This window comes from Rhodococcus sp. 852002-51564_SCH6189132-a, from assembly GCF_001665495.1.
Taxonomy (GTDB): Bacteria; Actinomycetota; Actinomycetes; order Mycobacteriales; family Mycobacteriaceae; genus Rhodococcus; species Rhodococcus pyridinivorans.
In genome coordinates, this window is the sequence record NZ_LZMJ01000036.1 from 111766 (window position 1) to 126956 (window position 15191).

Here is a 15191-nt window from a genome sequence, read left to right on the forward strand (position 1 = left end):
GCTCGGGCCGAACCGTCAGGACAGGATGCCGAAGATCGCGACCACGAAGATGATCACGATCACCGCGACGGCGAGCAGCGTGAGCCACCCGCTGATGGGGAATCGCTTTCTCGTGTCCGGTTCCGGAGCGGACAGCCCGGACGTCGTCCCCGAGTCCGGGGGCGTCGATCCGGGCGCCACGCCGCCACCGGGCTCGAGATCCGGGGTGCGCGAAGGTTCGGGATCCTGGCTTCCGTGGTGTTCGGGGTCCGAAGTGGTCACCTGACCTCCTTCTGTGCGGCTGCGCTCCCGCAAGAGCGGCCACAGACATGTGTCGCGGTGATTCGATTCTGTGGCGACATACCTCTCCTCCGGCACGCGCAAACATGTGCGGCGCGGCAGGGACCCGCTCGCGGGCAGCGTTTGCCCGCGCCGAGCGGGGGTAGGCATCGAGGGACACGTGCCGGGCACGGCCCGACATTCCTGCACCCGAGGAACCGAGGAGCGACATGAAGGCAGTGACATGGCAAGGGCGCCGCAACGTGAGCGTCGATACGGTGCCCGATCCGACGATCCAGGAGGCCGGTGACGCCGTCATCCGCGTCACCACCACCAACATCTGCGGCTCCGACCTGCACCTGTACGAGGTGTTGGGAGCCTTCATGACTCCCGGCGACATCCTCGGTCACGAACCGATGGGCATCGTCGAGGAGGTCGGCTCCGGTGTCACGAAACTGAAGCCCGGCGACCGGGTGGTGATCCCCTTCCAGGTGTGTTGCGGCCAGTGCTTCATGTGTTCCCACGGCCTGCACTCGCAATGTGAGACCACGCAGGTCCGTGAGGAGGGCACCGGTGCCGCGCTGTTCGGCTACTCGAAGCTCTACGGCAGCGTGCCCGGCGGGCAGGCCGAATACCTGCGTGTACCTCACGCCGACGCCACCCACATCAAGGTCCCGGAAGGGCCGGCTGACGACCGTTTCGTCTATCTCTCCGACGTGCTGCCCACCGCCTGGCAGGCCGTCGAGTACGCGGAGATCCCCGACGGCGGCAGCGTCACGGTGCTCGGCCTCGGCCCCATCGGTGAGATGGCCGCCCGCATCGCGGCGCACAAGGGTGCTCGCGTGATCGGCGTGGACATGGTTCCCGAGCGACTGGCCCGCGCGGCGTCCCGCGGTATCGAGGTCGTCGATCTGCGCGAGGTCGACAACAACCCCGGCGACATGATCCGTGACATGACGAACGGGCGCGGCACCGATTCTGTGATCGACGCCGTGGGTATGGAGGCGCACGGCTCGCCCGTCGCGAAGCTCGCCCAGAGTGCCGCCGGTTTCCTGCCGTCGGCGATCGCCGAGCCGTTCATGGAGAAGGCCGGAGTGGACCGTCTCCACGCGCTGTACACCGCGATCGACGTCGTGCGGCGTGGTGGCGCGATCTCGTTGAGCGGTGTGTACGGCGGGGCGGCGGATCCGATGCCGATGCTCACCCTGTTCGACAAGCAGATCCGTCTCCACATGGGTCAGGCCAACGTGTTGAACTGGGTCCCGGAGATCCTGCCGCTGCTGACCGACGAGGATCCGTTGGGGGTCGACGACTTCGCGACCCACCGCCTCCCGCTCGACGACGCGCCTCACGCGTACGAGATCTTCCAGAAGAAGCAGGACGGCGCCATCAAGATCGGACTCAAACCGTAGTGGACGCAGCCGAACCGGGCCCGGGATGGTTCCCGGGCCCGGTTCGTCGTAGCGGTTCACTTCTCGATCGCGGCCTGTCCGTTGCTTTCCGCGTCGATCACGGAGATCTTGCGGGGCTTCGCCTTCTCTGCGACCGGAATCGTCACGCGCAGAACACCACCGCGATACTGCGCTTCGATCCGATCGGTGTCGAGGGTGTCACCGAGGAACAGTCGACGAGTGAAGACACCTCTCGGCCGCTCGGTCGAGACGAATTCCTTGTCCCGGTCGACTTCCGGACGTTCCGCGCGCACAGTGAGCACGTTGCGTTCGACATCGAGGTCGATCGAGTCGGCGTCGACGCCCGGGAGATCGAACTCGGCGACGAAACGGTCGCCTTCTCGCCATGCATCGAGCGGCATCACCGCGGGCCGTGCCATGGTCCCGAGCACCTGCTGCGTGAAGCGATCGATATCGCGGAACGGGTCGGTGCGCATCAACATCGGTCTGTCACCTCCGACTGTCCGGCCGTTCGTGACGGCCACACTCTGTTCGATTATCTGTGTCTGTAGACACAGATTTATTATGGCCCTGTGATAAGGTTCGGTCAAGGCCGCGGGTGACCGCGGCGCGACCCGAGAACACCGACTCCGGAGGAAACGATGACGCCAGATCCGTTACGCGCCCGGCGCGGGGTCTACGGCATCTCGGTGGCCGCCGAACTGTCGGGACTCGACCCGCAGACCTTGCGCCTGTACGAACGCCGAGGGCTGCTGCACCCCGAACGGACAGCAGGCGGAACGCGCCGCTACAGCGACAACGATCTCGAGATCGTCCAACGAATCGTCGAACTGGTGGGCTCGGGAATCAATATCGCCGGAATCGCCCGGATCCTCGAACTCGAGGCGAACAACGCGGCCCTCAAGGAGGACAACGACCGCCTGCGCTCCACTCTGGACAGCAGGCCCCCTCCCCCGCCACATACTTCCTAGACCTCCTCTACCTGCGCAAACAGCAGAAAGACCGGGCCGGTTCAGGAGAACCGGGCTAAGATTCAAGAACGCCTCAGAGGTGCGTAGGAGTGCGTCCGCCAAGTGACGCACCGATAGCAATAAGGGGTGACCTCAGTGCGCAATGCACAGCACGATTCACCGAATACCGGACAGGGACAGCAGGACACGGCATCCCGGCCGAACTACATCGCAGACGATACGATCCGCTGGCCCGATCCGAGCCCGCTGGACGGATGGTGGGCCCGCGTCATGGGCAAGTCGGTTCCCTGAGAGGAACCGGCACGATCCGACCATTCCACGACATCGATTCGCCGATACCGAGTTGTTGATATCGAGGTGGACATGACGCCGCACCGCGACCCGATCTCCGGTGGCCGGTGGGTCTTCCGTTGCGACCATTGCGATCACTGCTACCGCACTGCCGCACAGAGCAAACTGCAGGCAGAGCTCTATGCCCAGATGAACGGCTGGGCCATCCATCCCACGACGTTGTGCCCCGGATGCGCAACACTGTTCACCGGCGAGTTCGCGCCGCTCGCGCACGCCGACGGTTGATCCGATAGTTGTCGCAGTCGCCGGTCGGGAAGCGGGTGAGCATCTAGGCTCGCTTCATGACCGGCGACGCAACACGTATCGATTCACCCGAGAAACTCTCGGCTGCTCTCGAGACCACGGGATATCTCGCCGACGACGGACTGGCGACCGTCGTCTTCCTTGCGATGCGTATGGGCCGGCCGCTCTTCTGCGAAGGCGAACCCGGAACCGGGAAGACTTCGCTCGCAGCGGCTCTCGCTCAGGCCCTGGATCTGCCGATGGTCCGGTTGCAGTGCCACGAGGGCATCGACGCCTCGCAGGCCCTCTACGACTGGGATTTTCCCCGGCAGTTGCTCCATCTGCGCTCGCTCGAAGCGGCGAGCGACGGTGTGCTCGATGCGGACACCGCCGAGCGTTCCCTCTACACGGAGCGCTATCTCCTCGTCCGCCCGTTGCTGCAGGCGCTCACCGACTCACCGTGCGTGCTGCTCGTCGACGAAATCGACCGCGCCGACGACGAGTTCGAGGCCTTCCTACTCCAGTTGCTCGACGAGAACGCGGTGACGATCCCCGAATTGGGCGAGATCCGCGCGGAGGTCCCACCGCTGGTGGTGCTCACCTCCAATCGGACCCGCGAGGTGCACGACGCACTCAAGCGCCGCTGTCTGTACCACTGGGTGGAGCATCCCGATCTCGAACGCGAGGTCGCGATCCTGCAGCGGCGGCTGCCCGGTCTGGGGCACCCGCTCGCCGAACAGATCGCCCGCGCGGTGCGCTCGTTCCGCGAACAGGACCTCCTGAAGCCACCGGGGATCGCCGAATCCCTCGACTGGGCGCGCGCACTGGTCGCCCTCGACCGCGACGTCCTCGACGCAGCGACCGCTGCGGCGACACTCGGTGCCGTACTGAAGTACCGCGAGGACATCGACCGGGTCACCCGCGCCGGACTCGACCTCTCGAGGGCCGGATGACGACCGCCCCCGGACCGGTCGCCGGGTTGGCCGGCTTCTGCCGCGCCCTCGCCGCCGCCGGTCTGCCCGTCGCCCTCGACGCCACCGCCACCTATCTCGACGCCCTCGCACACGTCGACGTCGGGGATCCCGTGCAGGTCTATTGGGCAGGCCGCGCCACGCTGTGCCGCACACCGGACGACACGGCCCGCTACGACGTGGTCTTCGTCCACTGGTTCGGCGACACCGTCCCCACCGGCTCGCGTACCCACGGGCAACGCACCCGCACCGCACGGATCGCCGCGCTGTCCCGCAGCGAGGGCGCCGAGGGTGATTCCGGTGACGACGCGCCACGCCTGCAGGTCGCGGCGGACGACACCGACGTCCTCCGGCACCGCGACGTGGCCGAATTGACGACCGCCGAACGCGCTCACCTCGCCGAACTGCTCGCGCGGTTGCAGCCCCGACCCCCGACGCGTCGGGGATTGCGGTCGAAGCCCTCCCGCCGCGGGCCGGTGGACCCGCGGCACACCCTGCGCGACATGCTGGCGGGCGGAGGCGAACCCGTCCGGCCGCGGCACCGGGCACGAGCGACGAGACCGCGCCGGGTGGTGTTGCTGATCGACGTGTCCGGCTCGATGAGTCCCTACGCCGACGCGCTCCTGCGGTTCGCGCACGTCGTCACGCGTGCCGCGCCGTCGTCCACCGAGGTGTTCTCCCTCGGCACGCGGCTGACCCGCCTGTCGCGTGCGCTGCGTGCCCGCGACCCGCAGATCGCGCTCGCCGGGGCCTCGCGTGCGGTACCGGACTGGGCGGGCGGGACACGTCTCGGCGACACGCTCGGCGCGTTCCTGGACCGCTGGGGGCGCAGAGGTTTCGCGCGCGGCGCGGTGGTGGTGATCTTCTCCGACGGCTGGGAGCGCGGCGACACCTCGCAGCTCGGGGAACGCATGGCGCAGCTGCATCGCCTCGCGCACCGCGTGCTGTGGGTGAACCCGCACGCCGGCGGCGCCGGATACGAACCGATCCAGTCGGGTATCTCCGCGGCCCTGCCGCACATCGATCGTCTGCTCGCGGGACACAGCCTTGCGACACTGGAAGAACTTCTCGAGGAGGTTCGGCGTGCGTGAAATTCTGGACGAGCTCGACCGGCGGTACCGGGACGGGGAGGCCGTCGCGGTAGGCACCGTGGTCTCGACTTTCCGTTCGGCGCCCCGGGGGCCGGGTGCATCGATGCTGGTCGCGCAGGACGGCACCGTCACCGGCAGCGTCTCTGGCGGGTGCGTCGAAGGCGACGTCTACGAACTCGGCCGGTCGGTCATCGACAGCGGGCAGCCGGTGCTGCAACGCTACGGGGTCTCCGACGACGACGCGTTCTCCGTCGGCCTGACCTGTGGCGGCATCATCGACGTCTTCGTCGAACGGATCGACGCCGCGTCCTTCCCCGCCTTCACCGACCTGCTCGACTCCGTCCGCGCGGGCGAACCCGTCGCGCTCGCGACCGTCACCGCCCATCCCGACCCGGCGTTACGGGGACGACGGATGGTCGTGTGGCGCGACCGCGCCGACGGACAGCTCGCCTCGTCCCGCATGTACGACGCCGTCGTCGACGACGCGCGCGGCCTGCTCGAGGTGGGACGCTCGGGCACCCTTCACTACGGCACCGACGGTGAGCGTCGCGGCGAGGGGATGTCGGTGTTCGTCAACGTCTTCCAGCCCCCGCCGCGGCTGATCGTGTTCGGGGCGATCGACTTCGCGTCGGCGATGGCCCGGCTCGGCTCGTTCCTGGGCTACACGGTGACGGTGTGCGACGCGCGCGGGGTGTTCGCCACCGAGGCCCGCTTCCCCGGCGCCCACGAGGTGATCGTCGACTGGCCGCACCGCTATCTCGCGGCCGAGGCCGAGGCCGGACGTGTGGACGCCCGCACCGTCATCACGGTACTCACCCACGACCCGAAGTTCGACGTGCCACTCCTCGAAGTCGCCCTACGGCTCGACGTGGCCTACGTCGGGGCGATGGGGTCGCGCCGCACACACGACGACCGGATGGAGCGTCTGCGGGAGACGGGACTGACCGAGGAGGAACTGGCGCGCCTGTCGTCGCCGATCGGTCTGGATCTCGGGGCCCGCACCCCGGAGGAGACCGCGGTGTCGATCGCCGCGGAGATCATCGCGCTGCGCTGGGGCGGGGGCGGCGGCCGCCTCGCGGAGACACGCGGACCGATCCACGCCCACGAGGAGCACATCGGCGCTCAGAAGTACTGAGCACCACCGTCGATCGCGAAGCTCTGGGCGGTGACGAAGACGGACTCGTCGGACGCGAGGCGACCATGTTCGCGATCTCGTCCGCCTCGGCCATGTACTTGTTCAGGAAGGGCATGGTCATGCCGCCGAGCCGGGGGTTGCTCTCGGCGGTCTGGGCGATGCGGTCGCGCATCGAACCGGATCCCATCGGGGTGTTCACCGCGCCCGGGTGGATGCTGTCGACCCGGATGTCGTGCTGTCCGAGTTCGGCGGCGAAGGCCCGCGCCATCCCGACGAGGGCGTGCTTGCTGGTCGTGTAGTGCACCAGATGTTCCTTGGCGCCCTCCGCCTCGACCAGCCGGCGTGTCTCGTGACGATCCCGCTTCCGATCGACGCGAGCCCAAAGGCGATTTCGGCGATTCGGGTCCTTTCGACGCGCGATATGCAGCAGAGTGTCAGTGATCTGTATCACTGCGCTACGCGAGGCACTTGGAGGATCGATGCGCATCACTGTCACCGTAGACGGAACGCAGTACACGGACGACGTGGAACCGCGACTGCTTCTCGTCCACTACCTCAGAGATCGACTCGGGAAGGTGGGCACGGTGGTCGGCTGCGACACGAGCAACTGCGGCGCCTGCACCGTGTTGCTCGACGACCGCAGCGTCAAGTCGTGCTCGATGCTCGCGGTACAGGCCGACGGACACTCGGTCACCACCGTCGAAGGGCTCACCACGAACGGCAGCCTGCATCCGGTCCAGGAGGCGTTCCGCGAGAAGCACGCACTGCAGTGCGGCTTCTGTACGCCCGGGATGATCATGGCGACCATCGATCTGCTCTCCGAGAACTCCGATCCGAGCGACGAGGACGTACGGCACGGTCTCGAAGGAAATCTGTGCCGCTGCACCGGATACCAGAACATCGTGGCCGCTGCGCGTGACGCCGCTCAGCGACTGCGCGAGAACCCGGCCGCCACGCAGGAGGTATGACGATGACGAGCACCGTGGATCCCACCACCGACGAGGGCACCGGCGAATCCGAACTCGGCCGGGCACGCCGCCGCAAGGAGGACGAGCACCTCATCACCGGCCGCACGCGCTGGACCGACAACATCGTGCTCCCTGGGATGCTGCACGCCGCGATCCTGCGCAGCCCGATCGCGCACGCCCGCATCACCGGACTCGACGTCTCCGAGGCCCGGGGCAAGCCGGGGGTCGTCGCCGTCTACACGGGCGCCGACCTCGCCGAGGAGCAGGGCAGCCTGCCGTGCGCGTGGCCGATCACCGAGGACATGAAGACCCCGAACGCCCCGGCCCTGGCCGTCGACACCGTGCGGTTCGCGGGTGAGGCCGTCGCAGTCGTGGTGGCCCGCAGCGCATACGAGGCCCACGATGCCCTCGACGCGATCGACGTCGACTACGAGGACCTGCCGGTCGTGCTCGATCTCGAGAGCGCGGCGCAGGACGGCGACCTCGTCCACCCCGATCTCGGCACCAACGTCAGCGCGACATGGGTGTTCGACTCCGCCGAGGCCGGCAGCGGCGGCAACGTCGAGGACGCGATCCGCGACGCGGAGGTGGTCGTCGAACGGACCTTCCGGCAGCAGCGGCTCATCCCGGCCTTCATGGAACCGCGATCGGTCGTCGTCGACCCCACCGCCTCGCAGATCACCATGTGGTCGGCGACCCAGGTCCCGCACGTGCTGAAGCTGATGCTCGCGATGACCCTCGGTCTCCCCGAGCACAAACTGCGCGTCATCGCCCCCGATGTGGGCGGTGGTTTCGGCGGCAAGCTGCAGGTCACGCCGGAGGAGGTGCTCACGCTCCTCATCGCGCGTCGCCTACACAAGCCCGTCAAGTACACCGAGACGCGCAGCGAGTCGATGCTCGCCGCGCACCACGGCCGCGACCAGGTCCAGAAGCTGACCCTCGCCGCGCGCCGCGACGGCACCGTCACGGGCCTGAAGGTGGAACTGCTCGCCGATATGGGCGCCTACCTGCGTCTCGTCACCCCGGGTGTGCCGATCCTCGGCGCGTTCATGTTCAACGGCATCTACAAGTTCGACTCGTACCGGTTCGCCTGCACCAACGTGTTCACCAACAAGGTGCCCACCGACGCCTACCGCGGCGCCGGACGCCCCGAGGCCACCTTCGCGATCGAACGCATCATGGACGAGCTCGCCGTCGAACTGTCCATGGATCCCCTCGAGCTCCGCGAGAAGAACTGGATCAAGCACGAGGAGTTCCCGTTCGACACCGTCGCGGGCCTGACCTACGACTCGGGCAACTACGAGGCCGCGACCGCCAAGGCCCGAGAGTTGTTCGACTACGACGCATTACGGCGCGAGCAGACCGAACGACGCGAGCGCAACGACCCGGTGCAGCTCGGTCTCGGTGTCTCCACGTTCACGGAGATGTGCGGCCTGGCCCCGTCGCGGGTGCTCGGTTCACTCTCCTACGGCGCCGGCGGCTGGGAGCACGCCGCGATCCGCATGCTCCCCACCGGCAAGGTGGAGGTCGTCACCGGTTCGTCCGCCCACGGTCAGGGCCACGAGACGGCGTGGAGCCAGATCGTCGCCGACCGGCTCGGAATCCCGTTCGAGGACATCGAGATCCTGCACGGCGATACGCAGAGTTCACCGCGCGGTCTCGACACCTACGGCTCCCGCTCGCTCGCCGTCGGCGGCATCGCGGTCGTGAAGGCCGCCGAGAAGGTGGTCGCCAAGGCCCGGCCGATCGCCGCACACCTGCTCGAATGTTCCGAGGACGATCTGGATTTCGAGGCAGGACAGTTCCGCGTCAAGGGCACCTCGAAGTCCGTCGGGCTCACCGACGTCGCGCTCGCGGTGTTCGCCGCGCACGACCTGCCCGACGGTGTCGAACCGAACCTCGACTCCGAGGCGACCTACGATCCCGACAACTTCTCGTTCCCGCACGGCACCCACCTGTGCGCCATCGAGGTCGACACCGAGACGGGGCACGCGCGGATCCGCAAGTACGTGTGCGTCGACGACGTCGGGCACGTCGTGAATCCGCTCATCGTCGAGGGTCAGGTGCACGGCGGACTCGCCCAGGGTATCGCCCAGGCCCTCTACGAGGAAGCGGTGCACGACGAGTCGGGCACGTTGCTGAGTTCGTCGTTCGCCGAGTATCTGCTACCCACCGCGGTGGATCTGCCGCCCTTCGTCACCGATCGCACCGACACTCCGGCACCCGGTAATCCGCTGGGTGTCAAGGGTGTCGGCGAGGCAGGAACCATCGCCTCCACCCCGGCCGTCGTCAACGCCGTACTCGATGCGGTCCGGCCGTTCGGCGTCACCGACGTCGAGATGCCCTGTACACCGATGCGGATCTGGCACGCGCTCCGCGACGCCCGAGGAGGCACGAAATGATACCGGCCCCGTTCGACTACGTCGCCCCGTCGAGCGTCGACGAAGCGGTCGCCGCGCTGACCGAGGCCGGTGAGGACGCGAAGGTCATCGCCGGTGGGCAGAGCCTCATGCCCGTCCTGCGCCTGCGGATGGCGGCACCGACCGTGCTCGTCGACCTCGGCAGGATCCCCGAACTGCGGGGCATCCGCGACGACGGCGACGCCCTGGTGATCGGCGCGACCACCACCCACCACGATGTGCTGCACGACCCGCTCGTCGCGGAGCACGCACGGTTGCTGGCCGAGGCGACGGCGACCGTCGCCGATCCCCAGATCCGGCACCGCGGCACGTTCGGCGGGTCGCTCGTGCACGCCGACCCGGCCGGGGATCTCGCGGCGCCTGCCGTGGCGCTCGAGACGACCTTCACCGTGGCCGGTCCGTCCGGGCGTCGCACCATCGCGACGGACGACTTCTTCCAGGACTTCTTCACGACCGCGGTCGAGCCCGGAGAGATCCTCGTCGAGGTCCGGATTCCCAAGCACACGGGCTGGTCTGCGCGCTACGAGAAGTTCCATCGCGCGGCCCAGCAGTGGTCCATCGTCGGGGTCGCTGCGACCCTACAGGCGTCCGGCGACACCATCGAACGGGCGAGGATCGCGCTTACTAACATGGCAGCCGTCCCGGTCCGGGCACGCGGCGTCGAGGAATCGCTGATCGGTAAGCCCGCGACGGCCGAGACGATCCGGGAGGCCGCCGAGCTCGCCACCGACGGCACGGCTCCCATGACCGACGGGAATGCCGACGCCGAGTATCGGAGCCACCTCGCCCGGGTACTCACCCAACGAGCGGTCACCACTGCCTCCGGGGTCTAGGCGTCTCCACGCCGAACACCGAGATCCCGGACCACTTGTTCGGAAAGGACCTCATGCAACTCGAACACACACTGTCCGTTCCCGCCCCGGTCGACGAGGTGTGGACCGCCCTGCTGAATCCGGAGAAGGTCGCGCCGTGCATGCCGGGCGCGACGCTCACCGGGGTCGACGGCGACACGTTCACCGGGACCGTCAAGGTGAAGCTCGGACCGGTGGCGCTCACGTTCAAGGGCACCGGCGTGTACGTCGAGAAGGACGAGAGCGCCCGCCGGGCGGTCATCGAGGCCAATGCGAAGGACACCCGAGGCAACGGCACGGTGGCCGCGACCATCACCGTCACCCTCACCGGCGACGGCGACCGCACCGACGGCATCGTGAGCACCGACATGAAGATCACCGGCAAGCCCGCCCAGTTCGGGCGGGGGATGATCTCGGATGTCGGTGGGAAGATCCTCGAGCAGTTCGCGGACTGCCTGTCGAAGAAGCTCGGACCCGAAGCGGCGGCCTCCTCCACGTCCTCCTCTGTGTCCTCCTCCTCCGCGGCGACCGCTGAGGCAGCCGAGTCGCAGCCCAACGAGTCCGTGCCGGCGAGCCCGCCGCTCACCGCCGCGGGTTCGGGCGACGAGCCGGCCGGTGGAGCATTCGTCGGGCCCGGCGCCGGGGACGACGACTCCGCGCAGCTGCGGCCGAACGAGTCGGTTCCGCCCAGCCCGGTGAGCGCCTCACCGGCGCCGACGATGACCTCGACGCCTCCCACGCCGTCGACGACTCCCTCCCCGGCCGCGCCCCCGCAGCCCGAGGCCGAACCGCTCGACCTCATGCAGTACGCGAAGGGATCGGTCGCGACGCGGGTCGCGCCGGTCGGAGTGGTCGCGATTCTCGTCGTGGTCATCGCGGTGATCCTCCAGCGTCGATCGGGACGCTGACCTCGTCGGATCCACTCGAACGCTGCGGATCGGACCCCGTCGAACGGGCCGGTCCGCAGCGTTCGTCGTCGTCAGCCTGCCTGTGCTGCGACGCGGCGACGTCCGATCGGGTCGAGCTGCGCACGGAGCCAGGCGTGCGCGGGATCCGCATCGCGCTCGGCGTGCCAGACCGCGAATTCGCGCAGGGGCGGCAACTGGAAGGTCGGTTCCAGGATGCGCAGGAACGCCATCTCGGCGAGGTGCCGGGCCAAGCGCTCGGGCAGGAACGTGACCATGCGGGTGTTCTCCAGGGCGTACGGAAGCACCGCGAGGTTGCCGCTGGTCGCGCCGACCTGGGCCACCGCCCCCGCACGCAGCAGAGCGCGGCCGAGGTTGGTGTCGTCGGAATACTGCGCGTAGGACAGCAGCGGGTAGCGGCCGAGCACTTCGCGGGTGAGCTTGGTGCCGGTGTACGGGTGGCCGGACCAGACCGCCCCGACGAGTCTGTCGGTCAGCACGACCTGCCTCCGGCAGCTCTCGAACTCCGGGGATTCGAGCACGTGTTCCGGTAGCACCGCGAGATCGATCTCGAACCGGCGGAAGGCATCGAGACCGGCACCGTTGAACGGCAGCAGATCGAAACGGATGCCGGCCGGGGTGCTCCCCCGGACCAGCAGACGCAGGAGGGTGATCGCGGCGTAGTCGCCGGTCATGATGGTGAAGGTGCGTGAATCCGTCGCGGGATCGAAGCCGGGCGCAGCCAGTACCGAGCGCTCGAGGGTCCGCAGCACCTCGCGGAGCGGTTCGACGATCGCCTGGGCGCGCACGGTGGGACGCAGTGTGCGGCCGCTCTTCACGAGAAGCGGATCGTCGAATTGCTTGCGCAACCGGGCGAGAGCCGTACTCGTCGCCGGTTGCGACATGTTCAGTCGCCGCGCCGCGCGCGTGACATTGCGTTCGGAGAGCAGGACTTCGAGGACGACGAGCAGGTTGAGATCGACCCGTCGCAGATCCATGCGCCCCCCTGACATCGAAACCCGGCGGAACGGGAAATTCCGGCGGCATCGTAGCGCACGACCGTGATGTATACACAAGATCGAATACCAGCTATCGGACTTGGACGGCGATCTTGTGAGCGCAGCGAAGTACTACCTACTCTGACCCACGTCCTGACGGCAGCGAACCGTGATTCGCCCTGGCCCGAATTTCCAAGGCGAAGTTCTTTACTTGCCGAAGTCCAGTTTCGGCCGGCCGCCGACTCAGGCAGGTAGAGAGGCTCGGGGGGCGAAACGTTGTGAGTGTCATGAGGAAATTCCGGCAGTACACGCCGGACAACTGGCGTCTGTGGCGCAGGATGACCGCGGTCGTCGCCGTCCCCATCGTCGCAGCGACCCTGTACGGCTCGCTCCGCGTCTACGACCTCTACCAGGAGAACGACGCCTACAGCGCCGCCGCCGAGAACGTCTCCATCCTGCCGACCCTCGCCGACTACGCCACCAGTGTCACCGGCGCCGCGGCAGCGACGATCCTGTCACTGCCCGTCGACAACGGCGCCCAGGTCGCCCGCGAATCCGCCGCGACGCTGCGCGACCACATCGACGCGAAGGATCTCGATCCGCAGATCGCGGCGATGATCAACCGCATGCTCGCCGAGGGCGAGAGCCTGCTCGACAGCGCGTCGTCGGGAACCCTGGCGCCGATCGTGGCCAGCGAGCGCGCCGAAGGATTCGTCAGCCGCGCCCAGGCTGCCTACCGCGCCATCACCACCACCACGGACGACCCCACCGTCCAGCGCGAGAGCGCGACACTTCTCGACCTGTGGGACACCCAGTGGTCCCTGCTCGACCAGGTCCTCGCATACTCCGCGCTGAGCGCCGGAACCGACGGTGCCCTGCTCATGTGGAACAACGCCCTCGGTGTCGAGTCCGCGCGACTGGCCGTCCTCCGTGACACCTTCGTCGAGAACGAGACCGCCGACTCCTCCCGGGTCGACGGTCTGATGACCCAGCTCGAGAATCGCCGCAGCCTCACGGCCAACCTCGACAACGAAGCGGGCAACGTCGCCGCTCTGCGCGGGTCGCTCTTCGAGAGCCTCATGATCTACCAGGAGGAGGTCGCCGGTTCCGCGACCCGAGCCGTGGCCGCCCTCGACGACCTCGCGGCCGAAGCACGCACCGAAGCCCTCAAGAACGCCATCGGTATCGCGATCGTCCTCGCGCTCGCCCTCGGACTGGCGATCGTGATCGCGATGTCGCTCGTCCGACCGCTCCGCCGACTGCGCGACGACACCCTGCGCACCGCCGAACAGGATCTGCCCGCCGCGCTCGCCGCGATCAAGGACGGCGCCGAGATCGAATCCGTCACACTCGATCCGGTCCGCGTCCACACCCGCGAGGAGATCGGCGAGGTGGCGCGCGCCGTCGACAGCATGAACGAGGGCGCCCTGCGTCTGGCCGGCGAGCAGGCCCAGCTGCGCCGGCAGGTCAACGAGATGCTCGAAACGCTCGCCCGCCGCAACAAGACGCTCGTGGAACAGCAACTGGCGCTGATCGATTCGCTCGAACACGAAGAGCGCGACCCGACACGTCTGCAGAACCTGTTCGCGCTCGACCACCTCGCCGCCCGCATGCGGCGCACGGGCGACTCGCTGCTCGTCCTCGCCGGTACCCGCCAGCGCCTCGGCCGCGTCCCCGACACACCGCTCGTCGACGTCCTGCGCGCGTCCCTCTCGCAGGTCGAGAACTACCAGCGCGTGAACATCGGAAATGCGCCCGACGGCAATCTGGTCGGCAGCGCCGTCACCGACGTCGTCCACATGATCGCCGAGCTCCTCGACAACGCGCTGCGCGCCTCACCGCCCGAGAGCACCGTGGCGTTCGCGTTCTCCCGCGCCGTCGACGGCGGCCTCCTCCTCGAGATCGCCGACCGCGGAATCGGTATCCCCGCAGATGAACTCGCCGACATCAACATGCGGCTGGGTTCGGACGGCGAAGCCGGATCCGGCGCCGCACGGCGAATGGGTCTGTTCGTGGTCGCGCGCCTCGCCGATCGTCACGACATCACGGTGCGTCTGCGTCCGACCTTCGACTCGTCCACCAATGCCGGCATCACTGCGAGCATCTACCTGCCGACCAGCCTGCTCAAGGGAACCGGCAGGAACCACGACGATCCGTACCGGATCGATCGGCCGCGCCGCCTGCCCGATCCCCCGTCGGAGTACGGCGAGCAGTTCCACGCCGACCCGGCATCCGGATCGCAGCCGGTGGTCGGAAGCCGTCACTCGGCACCCACCCCCGCTCTCGCGACGCCCGGGACGAGTCCGGGTATCCGGCGCGGACAGCTGCACGAACGATGGGTTCCCCGCGGCGCGGGACAGTAGGCGACGCGGACAACGGACAGCGGGCGGGCGGTCTGCCATCCTGACGGCATGACCGTTCCCCGCGTCGACGTCCACCAGCACGTCTGGCCGGCACCACTCGTCGCTGCGTTACGGGCACGCACCCGTGCGCCGCGGCTCGTCGGATGGACGCTGTACCTCGGCGGTGAACCCCCGTACGAGGTGCGACCGGAGAATCACGGCTCTTCGCACTTGGTAGGGGCTGGTGCCGATCGACCCCGTTGCCGTGTCGGTGATTGAAAAAGGGCCCGCGCCCT

Annotated in this window: 14 protein-coding genes and 1 pseudogene; 11 read left to right on the forward strand and 4 right to left on the reverse strand. The window is 68.2% G+C overall.

The window, feature by feature from the left end; all coding sequences use genetic code 11:
* Positions 1 to 15 precede the first annotated feature (15 nt).
* Positions 16 to 261, reverse strand: coding sequence for a DUF6480 family protein (locus A5767_RS07910; RefSeq protein ID WP_006550761.1), 246 nt, complete (start codon positions 259 to 261; stop codon positions 16 to 18).
* A gap of 227 nt (positions 262 to 488) precedes the next feature.
* Between A5767_RS07910 and A5767_RS07915 the strand changes: the two genes are divergently transcribed.
* Positions 489 to 1670 (forward strand): zinc-dependent alcohol dehydrogenase, encoded by a 1182-nt coding sequence (locus tag A5767_RS07915; protein WP_064852046.1) that lies wholly within the window; start codon positions 489 to 491, stop codon positions 1668 to 1670.
* Between the two features lie 56 nt (positions 1671 to 1726).
* Here the strand turns inward: A5767_RS07915 and A5767_RS07920 are convergent, their stop codons facing one another.
* On the reverse strand, positions 1727 to 2152 hold the full coding sequence (locus tag A5767_RS07920; RefSeq protein WP_064852052.1) for an Hsp20/alpha crystallin family protein: 426 nt from the start codon (positions 2150 to 2152) through the stop codon (positions 1727 to 1729).
* 159 nt (positions 2153 to 2311) lie between these two features.
* Here A5767_RS07920 and A5767_RS07925 point away from each other — a divergent pair, with 159 nt between their 5' ends.
* From A5767_RS07925 to A5767_RS07945, 5 genes are all read left to right on the forward strand, one after another.
* Positions 2312 to 2641, forward strand: coding sequence for a MerR family transcriptional regulator (locus A5767_RS07925; RefSeq protein ID WP_064852047.1), 330 nt, complete (start codon positions 2312 to 2314; stop codon positions 2639 to 2641).
* A 363-nt stretch (positions 2642 to 3004) separates the two neighbouring features.
* A complete protein-coding gene (locus tag A5767_RS07930; protein ID WP_019290577.1) occupies positions 3005 to 3217 on the forward strand; it encodes a hypothetical protein in 213 nt (70 codons plus the stop codon).
* 56 nt (positions 3218 to 3273) lie between these two features.
* Positions 3274 to 4167 carry an AAA family ATPase gene (locus A5767_RS07935; RefSeq protein ID WP_006550765.1) on the forward strand — a complete coding sequence of 298 codons (894 nt, stop codon included), beginning with the start codon at positions 3274 to 3276 and terminating at the stop codon, positions 4165 to 4167.
* Positions 4164 to 5276 carry a vWA domain-containing protein gene (locus A5767_RS07940; RefSeq protein WP_006550766.1) on the forward strand — a complete coding sequence of 371 codons (1113 nt, stop codon included), beginning with the start codon at positions 4164 to 4166 and terminating at the stop codon, positions 5274 to 5276. Before A5767_RS07935 ends, A5767_RS07940 begins: the two co-directional genes overlap by 4 nt.
* Positions 5269 to 6411, forward strand: coding sequence for an XdhC family protein (locus tag A5767_RS07945; protein ID WP_006550767.1), 1143 nt, complete (start codon positions 5269 to 5271; stop codon positions 6409 to 6411). Before A5767_RS07940 ends, A5767_RS07945 begins: the two co-directional genes overlap by 8 nt.
* Here the strand turns inward: A5767_RS07945 and A5767_RS22545 are convergent.
* Positions 6399 to 6718: pseudogene (locus A5767_RS22545) on the reverse strand (SDR family oxidoreductase); the annotation flags it as partial. The gene A5767_RS07945 and the pseudogene A5767_RS22545 sit on opposite strands and share 13 nt — an antisense overlap.
* Before the next feature lie 172 nt (positions 6719 to 6890).
* On the opposite strand from A5767_RS22545, the gene A5767_RS07955 reads away from it, so the two are divergent.
* Genes A5767_RS07955 through A5767_RS07970 form a run of 4 tightly spaced genes read left to right on the forward strand, consistent with a single transcriptional unit; the run spans position 6891 to position 11558 of the window.
* Positions 6891 to 7379, forward strand: coding sequence for a (2Fe-2S)-binding protein (locus A5767_RS07955; RefSeq protein WP_006550769.1), 489 nt, complete (start codon positions 6891 to 6893; stop codon positions 7377 to 7379).
* A gap of 2 nt (positions 7380 to 7381) precedes the next feature.
* On the forward strand, positions 7382 to 9781 hold the full coding sequence (locus tag A5767_RS07960) for a xanthine dehydrogenase family protein molybdopterin-binding subunit (RefSeq protein WP_024102442.1): 2400 nt from the start codon (positions 7382 to 7384) through the stop codon (positions 9779 to 9781).
* Positions 9778 to 10632 (forward strand): FAD binding domain-containing protein, encoded by an 855-nt coding sequence (locus A5767_RS07965; RefSeq protein WP_006550771.1) that lies wholly within the window; start codon positions 9778 to 9780, stop codon positions 10630 to 10632. The genes A5767_RS07960 and A5767_RS07965 overlap by 4 nt, the downstream gene beginning before the upstream one ends.
* A 53-nt stretch (positions 10633 to 10685) precedes the next feature.
* Positions 10686 to 11558 carry an SRPBCC family protein gene (locus A5767_RS07970; RefSeq protein ID WP_006550772.1) on the forward strand — a complete coding sequence of 291 codons (873 nt, stop codon included), beginning with the start codon at positions 10686 to 10688 and terminating at the stop codon, positions 11556 to 11558.
* 71 nt (positions 11559 to 11629) lie between these two features.
* Here A5767_RS07970 and A5767_RS07975 read toward each other — a convergent pair whose 3' ends face one another.
* Positions 11630 to 12553 (reverse strand): LysR family transcriptional regulator, encoded by a 924-nt coding sequence (locus tag A5767_RS07975; RefSeq protein ID WP_006550773.1) that lies wholly within the window; start codon positions 12551 to 12553, stop codon positions 11630 to 11632.
* Positions 12554 to 12840: 287 nt separating this feature from the next.
* On the opposite strand from A5767_RS07975, the gene A5767_RS07980 reads away from it, so the two are divergent.
* Entirely contained in the window at positions 12841 to 14916 is a 2076-nt protein-coding gene (locus A5767_RS07980) for a sensor histidine kinase (protein WP_064852048.1), read from the forward strand.
* The last annotated feature ends 275 nt before the right edge of the window (positions 14917 to 15191 follow it).